The organism is Curtobacterium sp. SL109 (assembly GCF_026672405.1).
Classification (GTDB): Bacteria; Actinomycetota; Actinomycetes; order Actinomycetales; family Microbacteriaceae; genus Curtobacterium.
On record NZ_JAPPRB010000002.1, the window covers coordinates 2,346,627 to 2,367,254 of the forward strand.

General features: G+C 71.6%; 21 protein-coding genes and 1 pseudogene. 14 read left to right on the forward strand and 8 right to left on the reverse strand.

Going from position 1 to position 20,628, the window contains the following annotated elements; genetic code table 11:
• Positions 1–20 precede the first annotated feature (20 nt).
• On the reverse strand, positions 21–614 hold the full coding sequence (locus OVA28_RS12635) for a TetR/AcrR family transcriptional regulator C-terminal domain-containing protein (RefSeq protein WP_194661011.1): 594 nt from the start codon (positions 612–614) through the stop codon (positions 21–23).
• Positions 615–682: 68 nt separating this feature from the next.
• Between OVA28_RS12635 and OVA28_RS12640 the strand changes: the two genes are divergently transcribed.
• The 6 genes and pseudogenes from OVA28_RS12640 to OVA28_RS12665 all read left to right on the forward strand — a co-directional run bounded on the left by OVA28_RS12640 (position 683) and on the right by OVA28_RS12665 (position 5,663).
• Positions 683–1,978 carry an FAD-dependent monooxygenase gene (locus OVA28_RS12640; protein WP_268097202.1) on the forward strand — a complete coding sequence of 432 codons (1,296 nt, stop codon included), beginning with the start codon at positions 683–685 and terminating at the stop codon, positions 1,976–1,978.
• Positions 1,979–2,032: 54 nt separating this feature from the next.
• Positions 2,033–2,797 (forward strand): carboxymuconolactone decarboxylase family protein, encoded by a 765-nt coding sequence (locus tag OVA28_RS12645; RefSeq protein WP_268097203.1) that lies wholly within the window; start codon positions 2,033–2,035, stop codon positions 2,795–2,797.
• 130 nt (positions 2,798–2,927) lie between these two features.
• Positions 2,928–3,335: a cupin domain-containing protein gene (locus OVA28_RS12650; RefSeq protein ID WP_268097204.1), complete on the forward strand. Its 408-nt coding sequence runs from the start codon at positions 2,928–2,930 to the stop codon at positions 3,333–3,335.
• A gap of 41 nt (positions 3,336–3,376) precedes the next feature.
• The gene (locus tag OVA28_RS12655) at positions 3,377–3,763 is read left to right on the forward strand and encodes a DUF2255 family protein (protein ID WP_268097205.1); all 387 of its coding nucleotides are present in this window, start codon (positions 3,377–3,379) and stop codon (positions 3,761–3,763) included.
• Between the two features lie 9 nt (positions 3,764–3,772).
• Positions 3,773–4,678 carry a helix-turn-helix transcriptional regulator gene (locus OVA28_RS12660; protein ID WP_268097206.1) on the forward strand — a complete coding sequence of 302 codons (906 nt, stop codon included), beginning with the start codon at positions 3,773–3,775 and terminating at the stop codon, positions 4,676–4,678.
• Positions 4,675–5,663, forward strand: a pseudogene (locus tag OVA28_RS12665) (aldo/keto reductase). The gene OVA28_RS12660 and the pseudogene OVA28_RS12665 overlap by 4 nt, the downstream one beginning before the upstream one ends.
• 58 nt (positions 5,664–5,721) lie before the next feature.
• On the opposite strand, the gene OVA28_RS12670 reads toward OVA28_RS12665, so the two are convergent.
• Positions 5,722–7,092, reverse strand: a complete 1,371-nt coding sequence (locus tag OVA28_RS12670) for an MFS transporter (RefSeq protein WP_268097207.1) — start codon at positions 7,090–7,092, stop codon at positions 5,722–5,724.
• A 131-nt stretch (positions 7,093–7,223) separates the two neighbouring features.
• On the opposite strand from OVA28_RS12670, the gene OVA28_RS12675 reads away from it, so the two are divergent.
• The gene (locus tag OVA28_RS12675; protein WP_268097208.1) at positions 7,224–7,907 is read left to right on the forward strand and encodes a hypothetical protein; all 684 of its coding nucleotides are present in this window, start codon (positions 7,224–7,226) and stop codon (positions 7,905–7,907) included.
• Positions 7,908–7,924: 17 nt separating this feature from the next.
• Here OVA28_RS12675 and OVA28_RS12680 read toward each other — a convergent pair whose 3' ends face one another.
• Entirely contained in the window at positions 7,925–8,281 is a 357-nt protein-coding gene (locus OVA28_RS12680) for a putative quinol monooxygenase (protein ID WP_268097209.1), read from the reverse strand.
• Between the two features lie 171 nt (positions 8,282–8,452).
• Here OVA28_RS12680 and OVA28_RS12685 point away from each other — a divergent pair, with 171 nt between their 5' ends.
• The gene (locus tag OVA28_RS12685; RefSeq protein WP_268097210.1) at positions 8,453–9,391 is read left to right on the forward strand and encodes an AraC family transcriptional regulator; all 939 of its coding nucleotides are present in this window, start codon (positions 8,453–8,455) and stop codon (positions 9,389–9,391) included.
• 78 nt (positions 9,392–9,469) lie between these two features.
• Here OVA28_RS12685 and OVA28_RS12690 read toward each other — a convergent pair whose 3' ends face one another.
• Together OVA28_RS12690 and OVA28_RS12695 are read right to left on the reverse strand one after the other, a co-directional pair.
• The gene (locus OVA28_RS12690; protein ID WP_268097211.1) at positions 9,470–11,389 is read right to left on the reverse strand and encodes an ABC transporter ATP-binding protein; all 1,920 of its coding nucleotides are present in this window, start codon (positions 11,387–11,389) and stop codon (positions 9,470–9,472) included.
• Between the two features lie 247 nt (positions 11,390–11,636).
• Positions 11,637–11,921, reverse strand: a complete 285-nt coding sequence (locus OVA28_RS12695) for a hypothetical protein (RefSeq protein WP_268097212.1) — start codon at positions 11,919–11,921, stop codon at positions 11,637–11,639.
• Positions 11,922–11,980: 59 nt separating this feature from the next.
• On the opposite strand from OVA28_RS12695, the gene OVA28_RS12700 reads away from it, so the two are divergent.
• Positions 11,981–12,568 carry a DUF1349 domain-containing protein gene (locus OVA28_RS12700; protein WP_268097213.1) on the forward strand — a complete coding sequence of 196 codons (588 nt, stop codon included), beginning with the start codon at positions 11,981–11,983 and terminating at the stop codon, positions 12,566–12,568.
• Positions 12,569–12,858: 290 nt separating this feature from the next.
• Here the strand turns inward: OVA28_RS12700 and OVA28_RS12705 are convergent, their stop codons facing one another.
• Both OVA28_RS12705 and OVA28_RS12710 read right to left on the reverse strand, forming a co-directional pair.
• A complete protein-coding gene (locus tag OVA28_RS12705; protein WP_268097214.1) occupies positions 12,859–13,788 on the reverse strand; it encodes a hypothetical protein in 930 nt (309 codons plus the stop codon).
• 126 nt (positions 13,789–13,914) lie between these two features.
• The gene (locus OVA28_RS12710; RefSeq protein ID WP_268097215.1) at positions 13,915–14,673 is read right to left on the reverse strand and encodes an SDR family NAD(P)-dependent oxidoreductase; all 759 of its coding nucleotides are present in this window, start codon (positions 14,671–14,673) and stop codon (positions 13,915–13,917) included.
• A 231-nt stretch (positions 14,674–14,904) separates the two neighbouring features.
• Between OVA28_RS12710 and OVA28_RS12715 the strand changes: the two genes are divergently transcribed.
• Positions 14,905–15,906: a GAF domain-containing protein gene (locus OVA28_RS12715; RefSeq protein ID WP_268097216.1), complete on the forward strand. Its 1,002-nt coding sequence runs from the start codon at positions 14,905–14,907 to the stop codon at positions 15,904–15,906.
• 22 nt (positions 15,907–15,928) lie between these two features.
• Here OVA28_RS12715 and OVA28_RS12720 read toward each other — a convergent pair whose 3' ends face one another.
• Positions 15,929–16,345: a BLUF domain-containing protein gene (locus OVA28_RS12720; protein WP_268097217.1), complete on the reverse strand. Its 417-nt coding sequence runs from the start codon at positions 16,343–16,345 to the stop codon at positions 15,929–15,931.
• A 286-nt stretch (positions 16,346–16,631) separates the two neighbouring features.
• Here OVA28_RS12720 and OVA28_RS12725 point away from each other — a divergent pair, with 286 nt between their 5' ends.
• From OVA28_RS12725 to OVA28_RS12740, 4 genes are read left to right on the forward strand one after another with little or no spacing between them, the layout of a single operon-like run.
• A complete protein-coding gene (locus OVA28_RS12725; protein WP_268097218.1) occupies positions 16,632–17,681 on the forward strand; it encodes an iron-siderophore ABC transporter substrate-binding protein in 1,050 nt (349 codons plus the stop codon).
• Positions 17,682–18,710 carry a FecCD family ABC transporter permease gene (locus OVA28_RS12730; protein ID WP_268097219.1) on the forward strand — a complete coding sequence of 343 codons (1,029 nt, stop codon included), beginning with the start codon at positions 17,682–17,684 and terminating at the stop codon, positions 18,708–18,710.
• Positions 18,707–19,804 (forward strand): FecCD family ABC transporter permease, encoded by a 1,098-nt coding sequence (locus tag OVA28_RS12735; RefSeq protein ID WP_442780799.1) that lies wholly within the window; start codon positions 18,707–18,709, stop codon positions 19,802–19,804. The genes OVA28_RS12730 and OVA28_RS12735 overlap by 4 nt, the downstream gene beginning before the upstream one ends.
• Entirely contained in the window at positions 19,801–20,628 is an 828-nt protein-coding gene (locus tag OVA28_RS12740) for an ABC transporter ATP-binding protein (protein WP_268097220.1), read from the forward strand. Before OVA28_RS12735 ends, OVA28_RS12740 begins: the two co-directional genes overlap by 4 nt.

Below are 20,628 nucleotides of genomic sequence, written 5' to 3' on the forward strand. Positions count from 1 at the left end.
CATGGCCACAGCGCCACACGTCACCTCTGATCCCTCCCGCTCCCGCTCCCGCTCTCGAGGCCGGTCAGCAGCATCAGCAAGCCCGCCTCGAAGGCCTGTTCGTGCGTGGGGACGGCGAGGTGCTCGCCTGGTGTCGGGGCCGCGGCCTCGTCGGCGTCCGGGTCGGCCTGCTGCTCGAGCGCGCTCCCGACGGTGAACCGGCTCGCCGCGAGCATCCCAGCGATCGCATGTGACTGGGGCACACCGGCGTCGACGAGGAACGCGAACTTCTGCAGGAGCCGTTCCCGGGACGCGCCGTCGGGGACCGACCCAGCGTGGAGGCGCGCCCCGTCGCGATGCGCCAGGAGGGCGCTGCGGAAGCTCCGGTAGTTCTCCAGGAACCACGACCTCCAGTCGTCGCCCGTCTGCGGCAACGGGAGCGCGTCCTGCGGCTCGAGCGCGGCCGCGGCCATCGCGGCCAACAGCTCCTGCTTGTTCTTGAAGTGCCAGTACAGGGACGGCTGCTCCACGCCGAGCCGTCGCGCCACCGCCCGGGTGCTCACGCCGTCGAGGCCCACCTCGTCGAGCAACGCCAGTGCTTCCCGGACTGCCACAGCCCGATCGATCTTCGCCATGCTTGACAGACTATCGCTGATAGGCGCACCCTCCCACTATCACTGATAGGGAAAGCGGGAGATGCACCATGGTCGCGAAGCAGGAGAAGTCGTTGAAGGTGCTCGTCGCCGGTGGGGGAGTCGCCGGTCCGGCGCTCGCGTTCTGGCTGGCACGAGCCGGTCACCGCGTCACGGTGGCGGAGCGGTACCCGGCCCTCCGGGCAACGGGTGCGCAGGTGGACCTGCGCGGGCAGGGCATCGAGGCGATCACGGCGATGGGCCTGTTGGACGAGGTCCGGGCGCACCTCGTCGCCGAGCCCGGTGTCGCATTCGTGAGCCGGTCGGGACGACGGCTCGGCGCGATCATGGCGAACACCTCCGGTCAGGGGAAGCAGACGCTCACCTCGGAGTACGAGATCATGCGCGGCGACCTCGTCCGCATCCTCCATGACGCCACGAAGGAGGACGTCGAGTACCGCTTCGGGCTGACCGTCGAGGGGTTCGACCAGACGCAGGACGAGGTCGTCGCGCACTTCTCGGACGGCTCGGACGAGACGTTCGACCTGCTCGTCGGTGCCGACGGTCAGGGATCCCGGATCCGTCGCGACGTCCTCCCCGAGGGCGCGGACGTGTACTGGCGGACCGGGCTGCACATGGCCTACTGGTTCGTGCCGCGGGTCGCTTCCGACAGTGACGTGCGCGAGACCTACGCGGCTCCAGGCGGACGGCAGATCATGCGACGGAGTCACAACGTGACCGAGACGCAGGCGTACTTCATCCTCCGCGACTCGTCGGACGAGGCCTCCGCGGTCCACCGTGCTCCGGTCGAGGACCAGCAGCGGTTCTGGGCTGACCGGTTCCGGGATGCCGGATGGCAGACGCAGCGGTTCGTCGACGGCATGGCGGAAGCGCCGTTCTTCTACTCGCAGGAAGTCCTGCAGGTCCGCACCGACACCTGGTCGACGGGCCGCGTCGTCCTGCTCGGCGATGCCGCGCACTGCGCGTCGCCCTACAGCGGCATGGGCATCTCCGGCGGGCTCGTCGGTGCGTACGTCCTCGCCGGTGAGGTCAACGCCACACCGGATGACCTGGACGGCGCACTCGCGCGGTACGACTCGACCCTCCGCCCCTTCGTCGACGAGATCCAGGCGGCCGTGAAGCCCCGCCTGCTCGCCTTCGGGTTCCCGCGACCGAGGATCGCCGTCGCTGCACTCCAGGCGGCGTTCGCCGTCGCCTGTGCTCTGCGCATCCCCGAACGCATCGCGGCGCGAGCCACGACGGATCGAGGGGGAGCGTGGGCGCTTCCGCGCTACGAAGGCGACGGACCGGCGGTCCCGACAGTGGTTCCCTGTCAGGGGATCCCACGTCAGGACACCCGCTCCTAGCGTCGAACGGGTGCAGTCGGAGCACCGGCTGCACCCAGGACGACAGGAGCCCCGATGGCCACCCATGACGACGCACAGCAGGAACTCGCGACGCTGTTCCCGGACATGACCACCTCGCTGGCCGAGACCGACCCGGAGTTCTGGGCGTACCACTCCGACTTCGCGCTCGGTGAGGTGCTCGCCGACAGCGCGCTGAGCCGTCCCGACCGCCTCACCTACCAGCTCGCGGCGACGATCGCCGTCGGCGCGCACGCACCGTTCCGCAGACTGCTCGGAGCCGCACTCGACAACGGTGTCACCCCGGTCCAGGTGAAGGAGGTCGCCTACCAGGCCGTCGCGTACGTCGGGGCCGCCCGCGTCGTCGACTTCATCGCCATCACCAACGAGGTCCTCACGGAACGCGGTGTCGCGCTGCCCCTCCCCGGGCAGTCGACCACGACACCGGAGGACCGTACGGACCTCGGGATCGCGGTGCAGCGTCAGATCGTCGGGACGGAGACCGTCGACGGGATGTACGACGACGCTCCGGCCGACGCACTCCGGTTCCAGCGGTTCCTGTCCGCCAACTGCTTCGGCGACCACTACACGCGCACCGGGTTCGACCTGCAGCAGCGTGAACTGATCACGTTCGCGCTCCTCGTCGCACTCGGCGGTGCCGACGCCCAGGTCAAGGGACACGTCGCCGCGAACCGCAACGTCGGCAACACCCGTGCCCAGCTCCTCGACGTGCTCACGGTCCTCCTGCCGCACGTCGGCTACCCGCGCGCCCTGAACGGGCTCGCGCAGGTGAACGCCGCCGCGCCCGCAGAAGACCAGTGATTCAGCGGTGAGGGCTGCCCCGTCAGGGCATCCCTCGGCGCTGCCCCCGCTCGTAGCGTGGAGGGCAGCGCGGCGCACCCGATCCGAACTCCCAGGCGCCGCCTGGACACCGAAACCGAAGGGGACCACCATGTCGCAGGAGATCCTGCCGAGGACACCGACCGTCAAGAACCCGCCGGAGCAGTTCGCCGGTGACGTCTGGGTCGACCTGATCGCCGCCCCGCAGAACGACGACCAGCGCGCCACGCTCGCCCTCGTCAAGTTCGCTCCCGGTGCTCGCACCGCATGGCACTCCCACGCCCGCGGCCAGTTCCTGCGCATCACGCAGGGCGTCGCCCGCTTCGGGACCCGTGACGGCGCGGTGATCACCGCCCGCCCCGGTGACACCGTGCACGTCTCGCCCGGCGAGGAGCACTTCCACGCGTCCGCCGAAGGCACCTTCATGGAGCACGTCGCGATGCTCGAGAACGCCGACGACCCCTCGACCACGACCACCTGGCTCGAGCACGTCTCCGACGAGGACCTCGCCGGTCGCTGACGAACGGGATCCGACCCACCGACCGCTTGAACAGGAGCACCATGTCCGACTGGACCCCCGACACCATCGCTGCGATCGCCGCCAGCGACGACCTCCACGTCAGTCCCTTCCGCGCCGACGGCACGACGTACGGCACGCCGACCTGGATCTGGTCGGTCGTCGTCGACGGCGACCTCTACGTCCGCGCGTACAACGGGCGCCGCTCCCGCTGGTACCGCTCGGCCGTCGAGCAGGGCGCCGGCAGGATCACCGTCGCCGGAGCCGACCACGAGGTGACGTTCGAAGCGATCGGACCGGACCTGAACAGCCGGATCGACGCCGCGTACGAGACGAAGTACGCGGGCAGCCAGTACCTGCCCCCGATGCTGCAGGACGGCCCGACCTCGGCGACCGTCCGCATCCACCCACGTCTCGACACGCACTCGTAGGGTCGCCTCATGAGCACGAACAGCGAGGACGTGAAGGACTTCCTGGTCAGCCGCCGTGCCCGGGTCCGCCCGGAACAGGTCGGCCTGCCGACGGGACCGAACCGCCGGGTGGCCGGCCTCCGTCGCGGTGAGGTCGCGATGCTCGCCGACGTCAGCGTCGAGTACTACTCCCGGCTCGAGCGCGGCAGCCTCTCCGGGGCCTCCGACAGCGTGCTGCACGCCATCGCCGGCGCACTGCTCCTCGACGACGCCGAACGCGACCACCTCTTCGACCTCGCCCGCGCCGCGAACGCCTCCCCGGTCCGCGCCGGACGACGCTCGACCACGCCGAGGACGCTCCGCGTCAGCCTGCAGCTCACCCTCGACACCTTCACCGGCGGTCCGGCGTTCATCCGGAACGACCACCTCGACGTCCTCGGTGCCAACGCGCTCGGACGGGCCCTCTACGCGGACCTCTTCCGGACGGCGGAACGCCCGAACCTCGCCCGCGCGGCCTTCCTCGACCGCGACTGGGCGGACGCGTTCTACCCGGACTGGGACCTCGCCGCCGACCAGAGCGTCGCGATCCTCCGCGCCGCCGCCGGGCACGACCCGCACGACAAGGACCTGCAGGACCTCATCGGCGAGCTCTCGACGCGCAGCCCGGAGTTCCGGACGAAGTGGGGCGCGCATGACGTGCGCCGGCACGCGACGGGGGAGAAGCACTTCGTCCACCCGGTCGTCGGTGCGCTCGACCTCGTGTTCGAGGGGGCCCGGTTGATGAGCGACCCGAGCCTCAGCTTCCTGGTCTACACCGCAGAACCCGGCTCCCCGACCGCCGACGCGCTCCGACTGCTCGGGTCCGTCGACGCCACCGACCGCCGCGATGCACTGCACGCCGCAGCCGAACCCCATCAGACAGAAGGACGCGCATGACGACCAGGACCCTCGGACCCGACCTCGAGGTGGCCGAGATCGGCCTCGGCTGCATGACCATGACCGGCGGCTACGGCGGCAGTCCCGACCGTTCCGCGATGGTCGACCTGATCCGCAGCGCCGTCGACCAGGGCGTCACCCTCTTCGACACGCCGAGACCTACGGCCCGCACCGCAACGAGGAGCTCGTCGGCGAAGCGCTCGCGCCGGTCCGTGACCGCGTGACGATCGCCACGAAGTTCGCGAACGCGATCGACCCCGACACGCATGAGCCGCTCGGCCGCCTGCTCCGGCCCGACGAGGTCCGCGCCGCCGCCGAGGGGTCCCTCCGGCGCCTCGGGACGGACCACATCGACCTCTACTACCAGCACCGCGTGAACCCCGACCACCCGATCGAGGAGTTCGCCGGCGTCGTCCGCGACCTCATCGCCGAGGGCAAGGTGCTCCGCTACGGCATGTCCGAGGCCGCCGAGACGACCATCCGCCGCGCGCACGCCGTGCAGCCGGTGACCGCGATCCAGAGCGAGTACTCGCTGTGGTGGCGCCGCCCGGAAGAGGGGGTCCTCGACGCGTGCGCCGAACTCGGCATCGGCTTCGTGCCGTTCAGCCCGCTGGGCAAGGGGTTCCTCACCGGCACCATCGACGCGTCGGCGACGTTCGGTGCCGACGACCTGCGCGCCAGCATCCCGCGGTTCGGGGGCGACGCGCTCACGTCGAACGTGGCGCTCGTCGACGGCGTGAAGGCCATCGCCGGCGGACTCGGGGCGACGCCGGGACAGGTCGCGCTGGCGTGGCTCCTGGCCCGGCAGCCGTGGATCGTCCCGATCCCCGGCACGACGAAGCCGCACCGGCTCACCGAGAACATCGGTGCTGCGGACGTCGACCTGTCCGCCGCCGACGTCGACCGACTGACGGCGCTCTCCGACTCCGTCGAGATCGTGGGCGGACGCTACCCGGACTTCCTCGAAGAGCAGACCAACCGCTGATCGCGACCCGGTGACGGACGGGAGGCTCCCCATCTGCTGGTGGGGAGCCTCCAGTCCGTCATCTGGTCCGGATCCGGGTGGCCGCCAGCGCGGCCACGAGGATGACGGCACCGGCGACGACGCAGCTGAGCTGGGTGCCGGCGACGACGTGTGCCGGGTCCGCGAGGAACGCCCCGAACACGGCGATCGCGACGGCACCACCGACCTGGCGGAAGGTGTTGAACACCGCACTCGCGGTGCCGGCCCGTCCCGACGGGACGGCGGCGAGCACGACGGAGGTCGCCGGCGGCATGGCCACCGCCCCGCCCGCGCCGGTCAGGATCGTGCACACGGCGACGGCGACGACCGAGTCGGACGGTGCGAGCACGACCATCACGGCCAGGCCGAGCACCATCGACAGGAGTCCGGCGACGACCGGGACGCGAGCACCGAACCGGTTCACGAGCGTGCCGCTGACGACGTTGCCGACGATGCTGAAGGCTGCGGAGGGCAGGAACACCAGGCCAGCGGCCAGGGGCGTCAGTTCGAGGTGCTGCTGCAGGTAGAGGCTCAAGACGAACACGCTGCCGAAGTTGCCGACCATGAACGCGAAGCCGACGCCGAGCGCGATCCGCATCCCGCTCGAGCGGAACAGGTCGAGCGGCATCATCGGGGCGCGGCCTCGGGCCTGGACGACCAGGAACCCGACGAGTGCCGCCGCCGCGACGACGAGCGCGGTCACCACGTACCAGGCGCCGAACCCGTCCGCGCCGCCCTCGATGAGCCCGAAGACGAGTCCCACGAGCGTGACCAGCGCCAGCACCTGACCGACGGGGTCGAACCGGCTCGGTCGTCGCGGTGACGGGGCTACCCAGGTCAGCAGCGCGAGCATGACGACGCAGACCGGCAGGTTGATCGCGAACACCAGACGCCAGTCGAGCGTGGTCAGTGCGCCGCCGAGGACCGGCCCGACGGCCCCGGCGACCGCACCACCGACCGCCCAGAGGCCGAGTGCGTGTGCGCGCTCGTGGGCGTCGGGGAAGGCCTCGCGGACGAGGGCCATCGACGCCGGCAGCATCACCGCGGCCGTCGCGCCCTGGACGGCACGGGCGGCGATGAGCGCGCCGAGCGTCGGTGCGAGTGCACAGGCGACGGACGCGAGCAGGAAGCCGGTGATGCCCCAGCCGATGGCCCGCTTCGCACCGATGCGGTCCGACAGGTTGCCGGCGAACAGCAGCAGCGAAGCGAACAGCAGCGTGTACGCGTCGATGACCCACTGCAGCCCGGAGGTGCTGCCGCCGAGCTCCCGGCCGATCGTGGTGAGGGCGACGTTGACGATCAGGATGTCGAGGGTGATCAGGAAGAACCCGAGTGAAGCGAGCACGAGCGTCAGCCGCGCGGCGCTCCGGGTCGGCGGTGGGGTGGTGTCGGTCGTCGTCGGGGCTGCCACCGTCTGATCGTCGCGTGCGGACCACGTCCGGGGGAGGCCCTGGCGGGGAACCCTTCCTCGTCCACGACCCGTAGGCTCGGTGCCGTACTCGCCGGTGCACGGGGCGCACGGCGGAGGCAAGGGGGAACCACATGTCCAGAACGACCGTCCTGCCCGTCACGCGCAGGGCCACCATCGTGGGGGCGGCCGTCGTGCTCGCCGTCGTCGCCCTCTCCGGGTGCGCGGGAACCAGCGGCAAAGTACCGGAGGCCCGGCAGTCGCAGTCGCAGTCGCAGTCGTCGCCGCCGTCTGCGGAACGGACGCCGTCGCCGGCGCCGACGAGGGCCACCGACGCGGCGGCAGCGACCACCGACCTCACGTTCGAGGACGGTGCCGCACTGCCCGCGACCACGCTGCCGGCGTTCGGGCTCGAGGTCTCAGCGCTCGATGACTGGGAGCAGACGGGGGAGGACTCGTCCGTCGGGTCGCGGGAGTACACGAAGTCGGACGGCTCGGTCGCGACCATCACGCAGCAGCGGATCACCGACCTCGACCCGTCGATGGGCGACCGCGCCGCCACCGAGCAGCTGTTCACTGCGGCGGGGATGCCCGGCGATCAGCTCGAGGAGCAGCTCCTGCCGACGATGACCGGCGGTACGGCGCAGTTCCTCTCGATCGCCGGACACACCACCGACGGGTCGTGGTCCGCGACGGTGGCGCGGGCGTTCGCGAAGCCCGGCGCGGCGCTCATCGTGAAGGTGCAGACGCCGACGCACGAGGGGCTGCGTCCGGCCGTGCACGACATCCTCGTCCACGCGCAGGTGGTGCTGACGTAGGTTCCGCCCCTGCGAGCTCAGTCGCTGAGCGGCCACAGCCACTCGGCTTCGAGGTCGCCCTCGACCAGGTCGGCCAACGCGCCGAAGTACTCCTGCATGTGCGGCTGCTGCACGTGCCGGGCGATGTCCGCGCCGGACGACCAGCGCTCGTAGAACGCGAACGCCCCGGGCTGCTCCTTCGAGGTGTGCACCCAGTACTGCTCGTGGCCCTGCTCGGCCCGCACCGCCGGGATGACCGCGCGGATCGCGTCCTCGAGCTCTTGCTCCTTGCCGGACTTGGCTCGGGCGAAGCCGTAGACGGCCACCGGGGTGGTCGAGGCCAGGACGTCGGCGGGCATCAGGCCGTCGGGGACGGTGTCGTCAGTCGTGCTCATGGGGGCGTCTTCCTTCGTGTCGTGGTCGCCCGGGGCGTGCGCTCCGGACGACCTCAACGCTAGGAGTGGCCGCTGAGACGCTCAATGCCCCAGAACGCCATGTTCTTGTCCGAGCGCACCACCACGGAGGACTTCCTGGTAATTCTGGACCAACGGTCGTAGGGTCGCTGCATGGACGTCCTCTCCGAAGTGCTCGACGTCTCCGGTGTCCGTGGCAGTGCGGGGGCCCGGATCGCGGCGGCCGGCAACTGGGGCGTCGAGTGGGTCCGTGACCGTGACGCCGTCGTGTACGCGGTCACGGCCGGCATCGCCTACCTGACCGTCGAGGGCGACGCTCCCCGGCTCCTGATGACGGGTGACGTCGTCGTCCTCGCGACGGGTGCCGCCCATTCACTCTCCAGCGAACCCGGCGCCGACATCCACTCGTGCGACGTCGCGGCTGCCGACGAAGCTCGCCGACACGGTGACCTCCTGCGTCTCGGCGACGGGGACGCGCAGACGCAGATCCTGGGTGCCTCGTACTCGCACGACCCTGCTGGCTCCACGCCGGTCTTCGCGCTGCTCCCTCCCGTCGTCCACTTCCGGGCGCAGCAGCTCGACGCGGACCTCGAGGCCATCGTCCGACTCCTCGGACGAGAACTCGCCCGTTCCGGTCTGGCCACCGACCTGGTCCTCGACCGTCTCGTCGACGTCCTCCTCGTCGAGGTCCTGCGCGCCTGGCTCGCCTCGTCCCCGAACGCTGACCCTTCGTGGTGGGGGGTCCTCCGCGATCCCCTCCTCCTGCAGGCCGTCACGAGGATCCACGAGGCCCCAGGCCGTCCCTGGACAGCCGAGGCGCTGGCGCGTGAGGTCACGACGTCGAAGCAGACGCTGACGCGCCGCTTCGCGACGTTCGCGGGCACGACGCCAGGGGAGTACCTCACGCGGTGGCGGATGAGCCTGGCGGCTCGTCGACTCCGCGACACCGACGACACGCTCGAAGCGATCGCAGCCGACGTCGGCTACACCTCCGTCTACGCCTTCAACCGGGCCTTCCGTCGCGAACGCTCGCTCCCGCCCGGTCGGTACCGGACAACCTCGCGCACCGAGGACAGGTCACCTGCGCGGTGACCACCCGCCGGACTGGAGGCTCCTTGCCAGCTGGTGCCGAGCCTCCCGTCCGCATCGTGGTGCCCTGGTGCGCCGACCCTAGGCGCGACTCGCGGACTCGGCCCCAGTCAGAGCTTCCTCGTCCGGCGCGACGTCCTTCTGCACCGCGAACTGGGTCCGGTGCAGCTCCTCGTAGCGCCCACCCGCTGCCAGCAGTTCCTCGTGCGTCCCGCGCTGCACGATCGAGCCGTCCTCGACCACGAGGATCATGTCGGCGCTGCGGATGGTGGAGAGCCGGTGGGCGATCACCATCGCGGTGCGGCCTTCGAGCGCCTCGCTCAGGGCCTCCTGCACGGCAGCCTCGGACGTGGAGTCCAGTGCCGCCGTCGCCTCGTCGAGGATGACGACGCGCGGCTGGGCGAGCAGGAGCCGCGCGATGGTCATCCGCTGACGCTCACCACCCGACAGCCGGTAGCCACGCTCGCCCACCATCGTGTCGAGCTGGTCCGGCAGGGACCGGATGAGCGGCTCGAGCCGTGCGCGGCGGACGGCGTCCCACACCTCGGCCTCGGTGGCCTCGGGCCGCGCCAGGCGCAGGTTGGAGAGGATCGTCTCGTGGAACAGGTGGCCGTCCTGGGTCACCATGCCCATGGTGTGCCGCATGGAGGCGAAGGTCACGTCGCGGACGTCCGTGCCGGCCAGGCGGACGGCACCGCTGTCGACGTCGTAGAGCCGCGACAGGAGCTGCGCGACGGTGGACTTGCCGGCGCCCGACGTGCCGACGAGGGCGACGGTCTGCCCCGGCTCGATCCGGAAGGAGACGCCGTGCAGCACCTCGTCACCGCCGCGGGTGTCGAGGGTGGAGACCTCTTCGAGAGAGGCGAGCGACACCTTGTCCGCGGACGGGTAGGCGAAGCGGACGTCGTCGAACTCGACGGAGACGGGGCCGTCGGGGACGGTGACGGCGTCGGGCTTCTCCTCGATGAGCGGCTTCAGGTCCAGCACCTCGAACACGCGCTCGAAGCTGACGACGGCGCTCATGATCTCCACGCGGGCGTTCGCGAGGCTGGTCAGCGGTGCGTAGAGGCGGGTGAGCAGGAGGGCCAGCGTCACCACGTCACCGGTGTTGAGTCGACCACCGAGTGCGAGGGAACCGCCGACCCCGTAGACGAGCGCGAGCGCGAGGGCGGAGACCAGGGTGAGCGCGGTGACGAAGACGAACTGCAGCAGTGCGCTCCGGACCCCGATGTCGCGGACGCGGGCGGCGCGCACACGGAACTCCTCGGCTTCCTCGTCGGGACGGCCGAACAGCTTGACGAGCGTGGCGCCGGGCGCCGAGAACCGCTCGGTCATCTGCGTGCTCATCGCGGAGTTGTGGTCGGCGGCCTCGCGGCGCAGCGCAGCGAGGCGACTGCCCATCCGGCGTGCAGGGATGAGGAAGATCGGGAGCATGACCACCGCGAGCACGGTCACGAGCCACGAGGTGCTGAGCATGACGGCGAGGGTGAGGACCAGCGCCACGATGTTCGTGACGACGCCGGACAGCGTGCCGCTGAAGGCCTGCTGCGCGCCGATCACGTCGTTGTTGAGACGGCTCACGAGCGCGCCCGTCCGGGTGCGGGTGAAGAAGGCGATCGGCATCTTCTGCACGTGGTTGAAGACGGCGGTGCGGAGGTCCAGGATCACGCCCTCACCGATCCGTGCCGAGTACCAGCGGGTCACCAGTGACGTGGCGGCATCGGCGACGGCGACCAGGGCGATGACGACGGCGAGCCACACGATCGTGTCGACCGCACCACGCGCGGCGATGACGTCGACGACCTGGCCGGCGAGCACCGGCGTCGCGACCGCCAGGAAGGCGCCCACCACGGAGAGGGCGATGAAGACCACCAGCTTGGCCCGGTACGGCACGGCGAAGGTCATGATCCGCCGCACGGACTCGCGGGAGATGCCGTGCTTGCCGTCCCTGGCGGTGGAGATCTTGTAGAGCGAGCTCCAGGCCACGCCTTCCATGCTCATTGCGATTCCTTCCGTGGGCTCCAGGCCCGACGTGGATGCCGGGCGCCCGAGCTCGGGGTCCTCCCCGGCGGCGGCGAGCCGGCCTCAGCCTACGGCCCGGTACCGACGGCCGTGCGGACTGGCCGCGACGACAGCACCGACCCGGTGCAGACCACGACGCAGGGGTGCGAGAGCGCATGGCGTCGACGGGGGAGGAACGGAGGTCGCGCCTCAGCCGGCGCTCTCCGTCTGGGAGGCATCCCTCGCCCTACGGACGATCTGGGGCGCTGTCGGCCGAAGCCGCCCGCTCACGATCAGCAGCGGCGTCCCATTCGATGCTCCGAGCGATGGCATCGTCCGCAGCGCGGTTCCGCACCGCTCGCTCGGCGAGCCACATCAGGACGAAGCAGGCTGCCGCACCCACTGCGGCCAGACATCCCAGTCCGATCCGTCCGAGGTCACCGTGCGCGGTGGTGAACGCGACGATCGCCAGAGCCGCGAGCGCCAGCAACGGCAACTTCAGCAGCGAGAAGAACCCGAGCAACCACTTCACGGACCTGACGGTACCGCGGACCACCACCGGTCGACCGGACGGCCGGTACGTTCGGGACCATGACCGACATCGACTGGAACTCCGGCACCTGGACGACCGCGCCCGCGCACGTGGAGATCGCCGACGACGGGATGCACGTCACCGCCGTCGAGGAGAGCGATGCCTGGCGGATCACCTCGTACGGGTTCGTCCACGACACGGAACACGCCCTCCTCGCGCCGTTCGAGCAGGACAGCGCCGTGGAGGTGTCGTTCCTCCTCGACTTCTCCGCGCAGTTCGACCAGGCCGGTGTCTTCGTCAAGGTCGACGACAGCACCTGGATCAAGACCGGTGTGGAACGCAGCGACGGCGAGGACAGCCTCGGCGCGGTCGTCACACGGGGAATCTCCGACTGGTCGCTCTCGCCCGTCCCCGGATGGCACGACCGGGTCGTCACGGTCCGCGCCAGCCGCTCCGGCGACGCGCTGACCGTCCGCGCCCGGGTCGACGACGAGCCGTGGCGGTTGGTGCGGGTGGCGCCCCTGGACCCGGATGCGGTCGTCACCGCGGGGCCGATGTGCTGCGCCCCGTCACGGGACGACCTCACGGTCCACTTCACCGCGTGGCGGACCGGACCGGCGGACACGAGCCTGCACCCCGAGGCCTGAACCAGGGACGGACGCCGAGGTCCGGTGCACCGGGCATCCCGTCTGAGAGACCGATGACGAGGCAGCGACAGTCCGCCGCCACCTGCCGGACCACGTCCGGCTGACCCGAGCGGAGGTCGGGCGGCGACGATCTCGGCGGTCATGTTCGTGAGTCTCGCCTCACCGGCTCACCGGCTCACCTGCACGCGTCGAACGAGGAGATCTGTCGCGACGTCCGCGCCCAGGTGCAGCTCGTGCTCCGCGCCTGAGTCGACGACGACGCGGACCGGGCCCAGCGAGGGAACGGGCGCTCAGCGCCGGAGGACGCCCGAGAAGTCGGGGGAGCCGTCCGCCAGCGTCGGCAGTGGCGTGCCGTCGACGTACCGCGGCCAGGCGAGGACACGCTGCGGTTCGGGGCGCTCCTCGTACACGAAGGCCGTCGGGGCCGGGGCAGCGGTGTCGACGACGAAGCGCTCGACGTCGGCGGGCGCGGGACCGCCGGCAGCGGGTGACGGTGCCTCGGACCACGACCGCGGCGCCTCGGACCATGACGGCGGCGGGGGCGACTGCACCGTCCAGGCGGCGGGCTGCTCGGCGCGGCGGGGGCTGAAGAGCGCGTTGCTGAGCGGGATGACCACCGTGCCGAGCAGGTCGAGGATCACGACGACCCACACGGTGCGCCAGAGCGCCTCCGGCTGGTCGAGGTCACTCACGAGCAACGGGAACGAGAGCAGCGCCGCGAGCACCGCGATCACGCCGACGGTCGACCGTGCCACCACCCGGAGCAGGGCTGTCGGTCGTCGGCTGTGGATGACGAGCAGCAGGTGCACGTGCAGCAGCGCGACGCGGGCGATGGCGACCAGCCCGATCCACTCGGAGAACTGTCGGCCGACCACGGAGAAGTCGTCGGCGTCGCCGAGGTCCGTGCGCAGCACCCAGGTCTTCAGGAGCCCGGTCGCCAACAGGTACATCGACGTCAGGATGCTCGCGAACGCGAACACCCCCGATCGCCGGGACGACACGTCGGCGTCGTACCAGGAGAGCAGCGCGAAGACGACGACGACCACGATCGTCAGGAGCAGCTGCACCGCCACCAGGCCGAAGTCCCCGACGAGGACCGCGATGATCCCCACGAGCCCGGCGGCGACGACCGCCCCGATCACCGTCCGGAACACCAGTGGGCGGACCCGTGCCCAGGCCGGCTCGAGCCCGCGTGTCCCGGTCTCCGTGCTGTCCGTCATCAGACCCCCCTCTGGTCAGGACGACGGTAGCGCACCGGGTGTCGTCGGGCCCGACGGTCACGATGCGTCACCACCCACCGGACTGGAGGCTCGGTGCCAGCTGGTACCGAGCCTCCAGTCCGGTGGTCACTCGCGCCGTGCGGCCAGCCAGTCCGCGAACTCGGTCGCGACGATCCGCTCGTCGTGCACGTCGGCGGCCTCGCCGGAGGCGAGCCACCGGATCGGGTCCCGCATGACGTCGGGGGAGAGCACCGTCAGCCCCGCGGGCTGCGCCGCGCCGTCGAGCATCCCGGTCGCCGTCGCGCCGCCCGGCAGCAGGATGTTCGCCCGCACCGGGGTGTCCGCGAGGTCCGCTGCCATGATCCGCGCGAGCGCCTCGGCCCCGGCGCGGGACGGCCCGTACGGGACGAACCCGCGTCGGTTCATCGTGCCGTGGTTCATGCTGACCGTGACGACGCGGCCGCTGCCGGCGGCGAGCATCCGGGGGACCACGGCCCGCGCGACCAGGAAGTACCCCGTCAGGTTCGTGTCGACGACGGCGCGGAACCCCTCCGGCGTGACGTCCCAGAAGCCCTGCGGCGTCGTCATGAAGTCCGGGTTCACCGTGCGCATCCCGATCCCGGCGTTGTTCACCAGCAGGTCGACCCCGCCGAGCGCGTCCCACGCGGCCGCCGTCCCGGCATCGACCGAGGCCTCGTCACGGCTGTCCATCACGATGCCGACGGTGTCGTCGCCGATCGCCGACGCGGCCTCGGCGACACGGTCCGCCGACCGCCCGGTGACGGCGACCCGGGCACCGGCCTCGACGAGCCCCTCGGCCATGGCGCGCCCGAGACCCGAGGTCCCGCCGGTGATGAGTGCTCGGACGTGGTGCAGGTCGGTCATCGTTCCTCCGGTCGTCGTGGTGCTCGTCGTCCTGATGGTCGCGAGCCTACGACCGGGCGTCGTGTCCCCGTGTCGTCGAGCCGTCCTGCCGTCGTCGTTCGCGTATCGTGGTGCGGATCCCGCAGGGTCTCGCGTTCAACCGACGTCGAGCAGCGGGGCTGCTGTCTCGACAGGGAGACGGCCGAGGTCGCGGCAGGTGCTCTGCGCCGCTCCTCGGAGAACGGAGAACCGATGAACCCGGACACGACGCCGTCGGCCACGACCGTCTCTGCCAGCGGGCTCGACCCCGATCGCGTGCTGGTGCTCGGGGACGCCCTGGCGCCGCACGGTGTCGGGCGGTCGACCGGAGCACGGCTCATCGCGGACGAACTCGCGGCGAGCACCGGGCGCGGCACGGACGTCACGGCAACGGCGTGGTGGTCGTCGGGCTCGGGACCCGTGGACGCCGACCTCGGGGTGGACACGTCGACGTACGACGTCGTGCTCCTCGCCGTCCCGGAGCGCGCGGTGCAGGGGCAGTCGCCGTCGCACGTCGTCCTGAGCGTCACGACCCTGATCGACGCGGTCCGGCCGGGTGCCGACCGCGCAGCGGTGTTCGTGGTGGCGATCCCCGGCGGAGCCGACCGGGGGTTCCTCGCCGCTGCCGTCCAGGCGTCCGGCCCCGGGATCGTCGCACTCGCGGTGGACAGCGGACCGGACGGACGGCCGCGGGTGATCGAGGTCGTGCGGGCGGTCCTGGCGGAGCAGCGCGCGCGGACCGACAGCCCGCAGGGACACCGACACGCGCCGCAGCAGGAGCAGCGGCGGTACGACGCCCTGGACCGCCTCGGCATCCTGGACACCCCGGGGGAGGAACGCTTCGACCGCATCGTCGACGGGATGCGCCGGCTGTTCCGGACCCAGGGGGCGGCGATCAACTTCCTGCCCGAGGGTCGCCAGTGGACGAAGTCGGGCACCTGGAACGCCCCCGGGGACACCGCGCTCGAGGACTCGTTCTGCCGGACGACGGTGACCGGACCTGGCCCGATGGTCGTCGGCGACGCCTGGCACGACGCCGGTGGCCTGCCGCGCAACGCGATCCGCTTCTACGCCGGTCACCCGATCGAGACTCTCGACGGTGTCCGAGTCGGGGCGGTGTGTGTCTTCGACCCCGCACCGCGGAGCGGACGGACCGTCGAGGTGGACCTGCTCCGCGACTTCGCCGTGCTGGCCCGCACGGAGATCTACCGCTGAGGACCTCGGCGCGGCGGGATGGTCAGGACGCGCGCGCCTGGAACCAGCCGACCAGCGCGCGGAGTGCGGGCACCGACGAGACGGCGTCGCCCTCGTGCGCGTCGAGGTCGTCGAAGGTGGCGCGGTAGCCGGGCACGTCCTCGAGCTCAGCGTCGGCGGGGAAGCCCATCGTCCACTCCGGGAACTGGCGGTCCTCGATGACGTCCTCGAGCAGAACGGACACCTTCGTGTGGCGTCCGTCGTCGCGGATCGTCTGCATCTTGCGTCGGACCACGGCGTCCGGGCCCTCGAGCACCTGCAGGAAGTAGCCGTTCCGGTACAGCAGCATGCCGGTGATGCCGGTCTGCTCGTTCGACGCACGGCTCTGGGCCAGCAGCGCCGTGAGCTCCTGCGGTTCGAGGACGCTCGTCGCGACGCTGGAGTAGATCAAGGACAGCATGTGGTTCCTCCGACGACGCGCGGTGCATCCGCGCAGACGCGGCCCACTGAACTCGTGTCCTCCTGGGCGGAGGGCGTCCCGGCGACGGATCGCGGACAGCGACGTGCTGTGGGGCTGTACAGACAAGCCCGTTGTTAGGTTAGGCTTGCCTTGCCCGGCGGCCGGAGCGATCCGTCGCCCGCCGCCGGGACCATCCCGTCCCCGCAGAGCCGACGCCGCAGACCGAGCCGAGGCCGACACCACACCCCTGCCCGGTCACTCGACCGCGCCCAGTAAGGACCCTCCCGTGCGCCCACTCCGTCCCGTCGCCGTCGCGGCGGCCGCCGCTGCCGTGCTCCTCACCGCTGCCTGCAGCTCGACCACCCCCGCAGCCGAGAGCACCTCGGCCGCGACTGCCGACGGTGCCTTCCCGGTGACGATCGAGCACGCGCTCGGCACGACCACGATCGACGCGGAACCGAAGCGCGTCGCCACGGTGCAGTGGGAGAACCAGGAGGTGCCGCTCGCGCTCGGCATCGTGCCCGTCGGCATGGCCCGGGCCGACTTCGGGGACGACGACGGTGACGGCGTGCTGCCGTGGGTCGCGGACAAGCTCGAGGAGCTCGACGCGAAGACCCCGGTCCTGTTCGACGAGACGGACGGCATCGACTTCGAGGCGGTCGCGGACACGAACCCCGACGTCATCCTCGCGCCGTACTCCGGCCTGACGGAGGACGACTACGAGACCCTCAGCGAGATCGCCCCGACGGTCGCGTACCCCGAGGCCGCCTGGGCGACCAACTGGCGCGAGTCCATCGAGATGAGCAGCGAGGCGCTCGGGCTCGAGGACCGGGGCGACGACCTGGTCGAGGGCATCGAGGACGACATCGAAGCCGTCGTCGCGAAGCACCCGCAGCTCGAGGGCAAGTCGACGATGTTCCTCACCCACGTCGACGCGAGCGACCTCAGCGAGGTCAGCTTCTACACGACGAAGGACACCCGCGCGCTGTTCTTCGAGGACCTCGGCCTCGAGGCCCCCGAGTCGATCGCCGAGGCGTCGAAGGGCACGGCGTTCTCCAAGACCATCAGCGCCGAGAAGGTCGACACCTTCGACGACGTCGACATGATCGTCACGTACGGCGACGACAGCCTGGTCACGACGCTCGAGTCCGACCCGCTCCTGTCGAAGATGCCCGCGGTCGCGAACAACGCGATCGTCGCCCTGCCTTCCGACGACCCGATCGGCACCGCCGCGAACCCGACGCCCCTGGCGATCTCGTGGGTCCTCGAGGACTACGTGCAGATGCTGGCCGACGCCGCCGACAAGGCGGACGCGGACTCCGCCGACGCCTCGTAGGTGACCGCCCTCGTCACGACGACACCACACCGGTCGCGCCCCTCGGCGCGACCGGTGTGGTTCGTCGTCAGCCTCGCCGTGCTGGCGGGCCTCGTCCTGCTCTCGGTGACGGTCGGCGCCCGCGCCGTCAGCGCGGACGAGGTGCTCGCCGGACTGACGGGCTCGTCGCGGACGGTGGGGGAGGCCGCGGTCACCGTGCGTCTGCCACGCACCCTGCTCGCGGTGGTGATCGGAGCCTCCCTGGCGATCGCCGGGACCGTCATGCAGGGCGTGACCCGCAACCCGCTGGCCGACCCGGGGATCCTCGGCGTCAACGCGGGCGCCTCGCTCGCGGTGGTCACCGGGATGGCGTGGTTCGGGCTCTCCGCCGCGGTCGCGACCATGTGGGTCGCGGTCGCCGGAGCGGCGGTCGCCGCCGTCTTCGTCTACGTCGTGGGCTCGCTCGGCCGCGGGGGAGCCAGCCCGCTCAAGCTCGCGCTGGCGGGCGCTGCGTCGTCCGCGGCCTTCGCGTCGCTGGTCATCGCCGTCTCGTTGCCCCGCGGCGACATCGCCGAGGGCGTGCGGTCGTGGCAGATCGGCGGCGTCGGCGGAGCCACAGCCGACCGGATCCTGCAGGTGCTGCCGTTCCTGGCAGCGGGGGCCCTGCTCTGCGCCGCGACGGCGAAGGGCCTGAACACGCTGGCGCTCGGCGACGACCTCGCCGCCGGACTCGGCGAGCGCGTCGCCCTGACCCGCGGTCTCGCCGCGACCGGTGCCGTGCTGCTGTGCGGCGCGAGCACGGCCGTCGCCGGTCCGATCGGGTTCGTCGGGCTCGTCGTCCCGCATGCGTACCGGTTGCTGGTCGGCACGGACCACCGCTGGCTGCTGCCGTTCTCCGCCGTCGGGGGAGCCGTGCTGCTCGTCGCGGCGGACGTGCCCGGTCGGGTCGTCGCCCGGCCCGAGGAGATCGACGTGGGCATCATCACCGCGATCGTGGGCGCGCCCGTCTTCATCGCGATCATCCGCCGTCGGAAGGTCCGGTCCCTGTGAGCACGCAGCAGCCGCTCCCGCACCTCGAGGCCGTCCGACAGGACGTCCCCGGCACCCCGACGCCCGGCAGCACCGCGGCGACCGTCCGTCGCATCCGACGTCGCCGTGCCGTGCGCGCCGGCGTCGTCGTCGGCGTGCTCGCCGCCGTCGTCCTCGTCGCGTTCACCGCGACCCTCGTCGTCGGCGAGCGCTGGTACTCGATCCCGGACGTCGTCGCCGTCGTCACCGGCCACGAGGTCCCGGGCGCCTCGTTCACCGTCGGTCGACTCCGCCTGCCGCGGGCCGTCCTCGGCGCCGTCACCGGCTTCTGCTTCGGGCTCGCCGGCGTCGCGATCCAGACGATGCTCCGCAACCCGCTCGCCAGCCCCGACGTCATCGGCATCAGCTCCGGCGCGAGCGCCGCGGCCGCCTTCGCGATCATCACGCTCGGCCTGGGCGGTGCGGCCGTCTCGGCCTTCGCCATCGTCGCCGCCCTCGGCGTCGCCCTGGTGGTCTACCTGCTGGCGTACCGGGACGGGGTCGCTGGCACGCGGCTCATCCTGATCGGCATCGGGGTGGCCGCGATGCTGGAGTCCGTGACGGCGTACGTGCTGTCGCGCGCGGCCCAGTGGGACCTCCAGGAGGCGACGCGGTGGCTGACCGGCAGTCTCAACGGTGCCGATTGGGAGGCTGTGCTCCCGACCGTCGTCGCCCTCGCGGTCCTGGGACCCGTGCTCCTCGGACAGGGGCGCGCCCTGGCCGGGCTTCGGCTCGGCGACGACGCCGCGTCCGCGCAGGGCATCCGCGTCGAACGGACCCGGGTGCTCGTGATCGTCGCGGCTGTCGGCCTGGTGGCGTTCGCGACCGCGGCGTCGGGGCCCATCGCGTTCGTCGCGTTCCTGTCCGGGCCCATCGCCGCCCGGCTCGTCGGTGCCGGGACGTCGCCGCTCGTGCCCGCCGGGTTCATCGGTGCCGCGCTCGTGCTGCTCGCGGACCTGGTCGGGCAGAACGCACTCGGGGTCCGGTACCCGGTCGGCGTCGTCACCGGGGTGCTCGGCTCGCCGTACCTCGTCTGGCTCATCATCCGCACCAACCGCAGGGGGACCTCGCTGTGACCACCGCCCACGACCTCCGCACGACCGGTCTCACCCTCGGCTACGACGACCGCACCGTCATCGACGACCTGTCGCTCGAGCTCCCCACCGGCCGGATCACCGCGATCGTCGGCGCGAACGCCTGCGGCAAGTCGACCCTGCTGCGGTCGATGTCCCGGCTGCTGCGGCCCGCGGGCGGGCAGGTGCTGCTCGACGGCCGTGCCGTGCACGAGACCCCAGCGCGCGAACTCGCCCGGACGCTCGGGGTGCTGCCGCAGTCGCCGATCGTCCCGGAGGGCATCTCCGTCGCCGACCTGGTCGGCCGCGGACGGCACCCGCACCAGCGGGCGTTCCAGCGGTGGAGCCGGGCGGACGACGACGCCGTCGGGACCGCCCTCGACGTCACCGGCACCGCCGAGCTCGCGGACCGCAACGTCGACGAGCTCTCGGGTGGGCAGCGGCAGCGCGTCTGGATCGCGATGGCGCTCGCGCAGGAGACCGACGTGCTGCTGCTCGACGAGCCGACCACGTTCCTCGACGTCGCCCACCAGGTCGAGGTGCTCGACCTGTTGCGGGACCTCAACCTCCGCAACGGGACCACCATCGTGATGGTGCTGCACGACCTGAACCTCGCGGCGCGGTACGCGGACCACCTGGTGGCGCTGGCCGACGGCACGGTGTGTGCTGCGGGGACGCCCGCCGCGGTGCTCACCGAGGAGACCGTGCGCCGGGTGTTCGGGCTCGAGAGCGTGATCACGACGGACCCGGTGTCGGGGTCGCCGCTGATGGTCCCGATCGGGCGGCACCATGCGGGTGGTGCAGGGGGTCGTTCGGCGTCGGTGTGA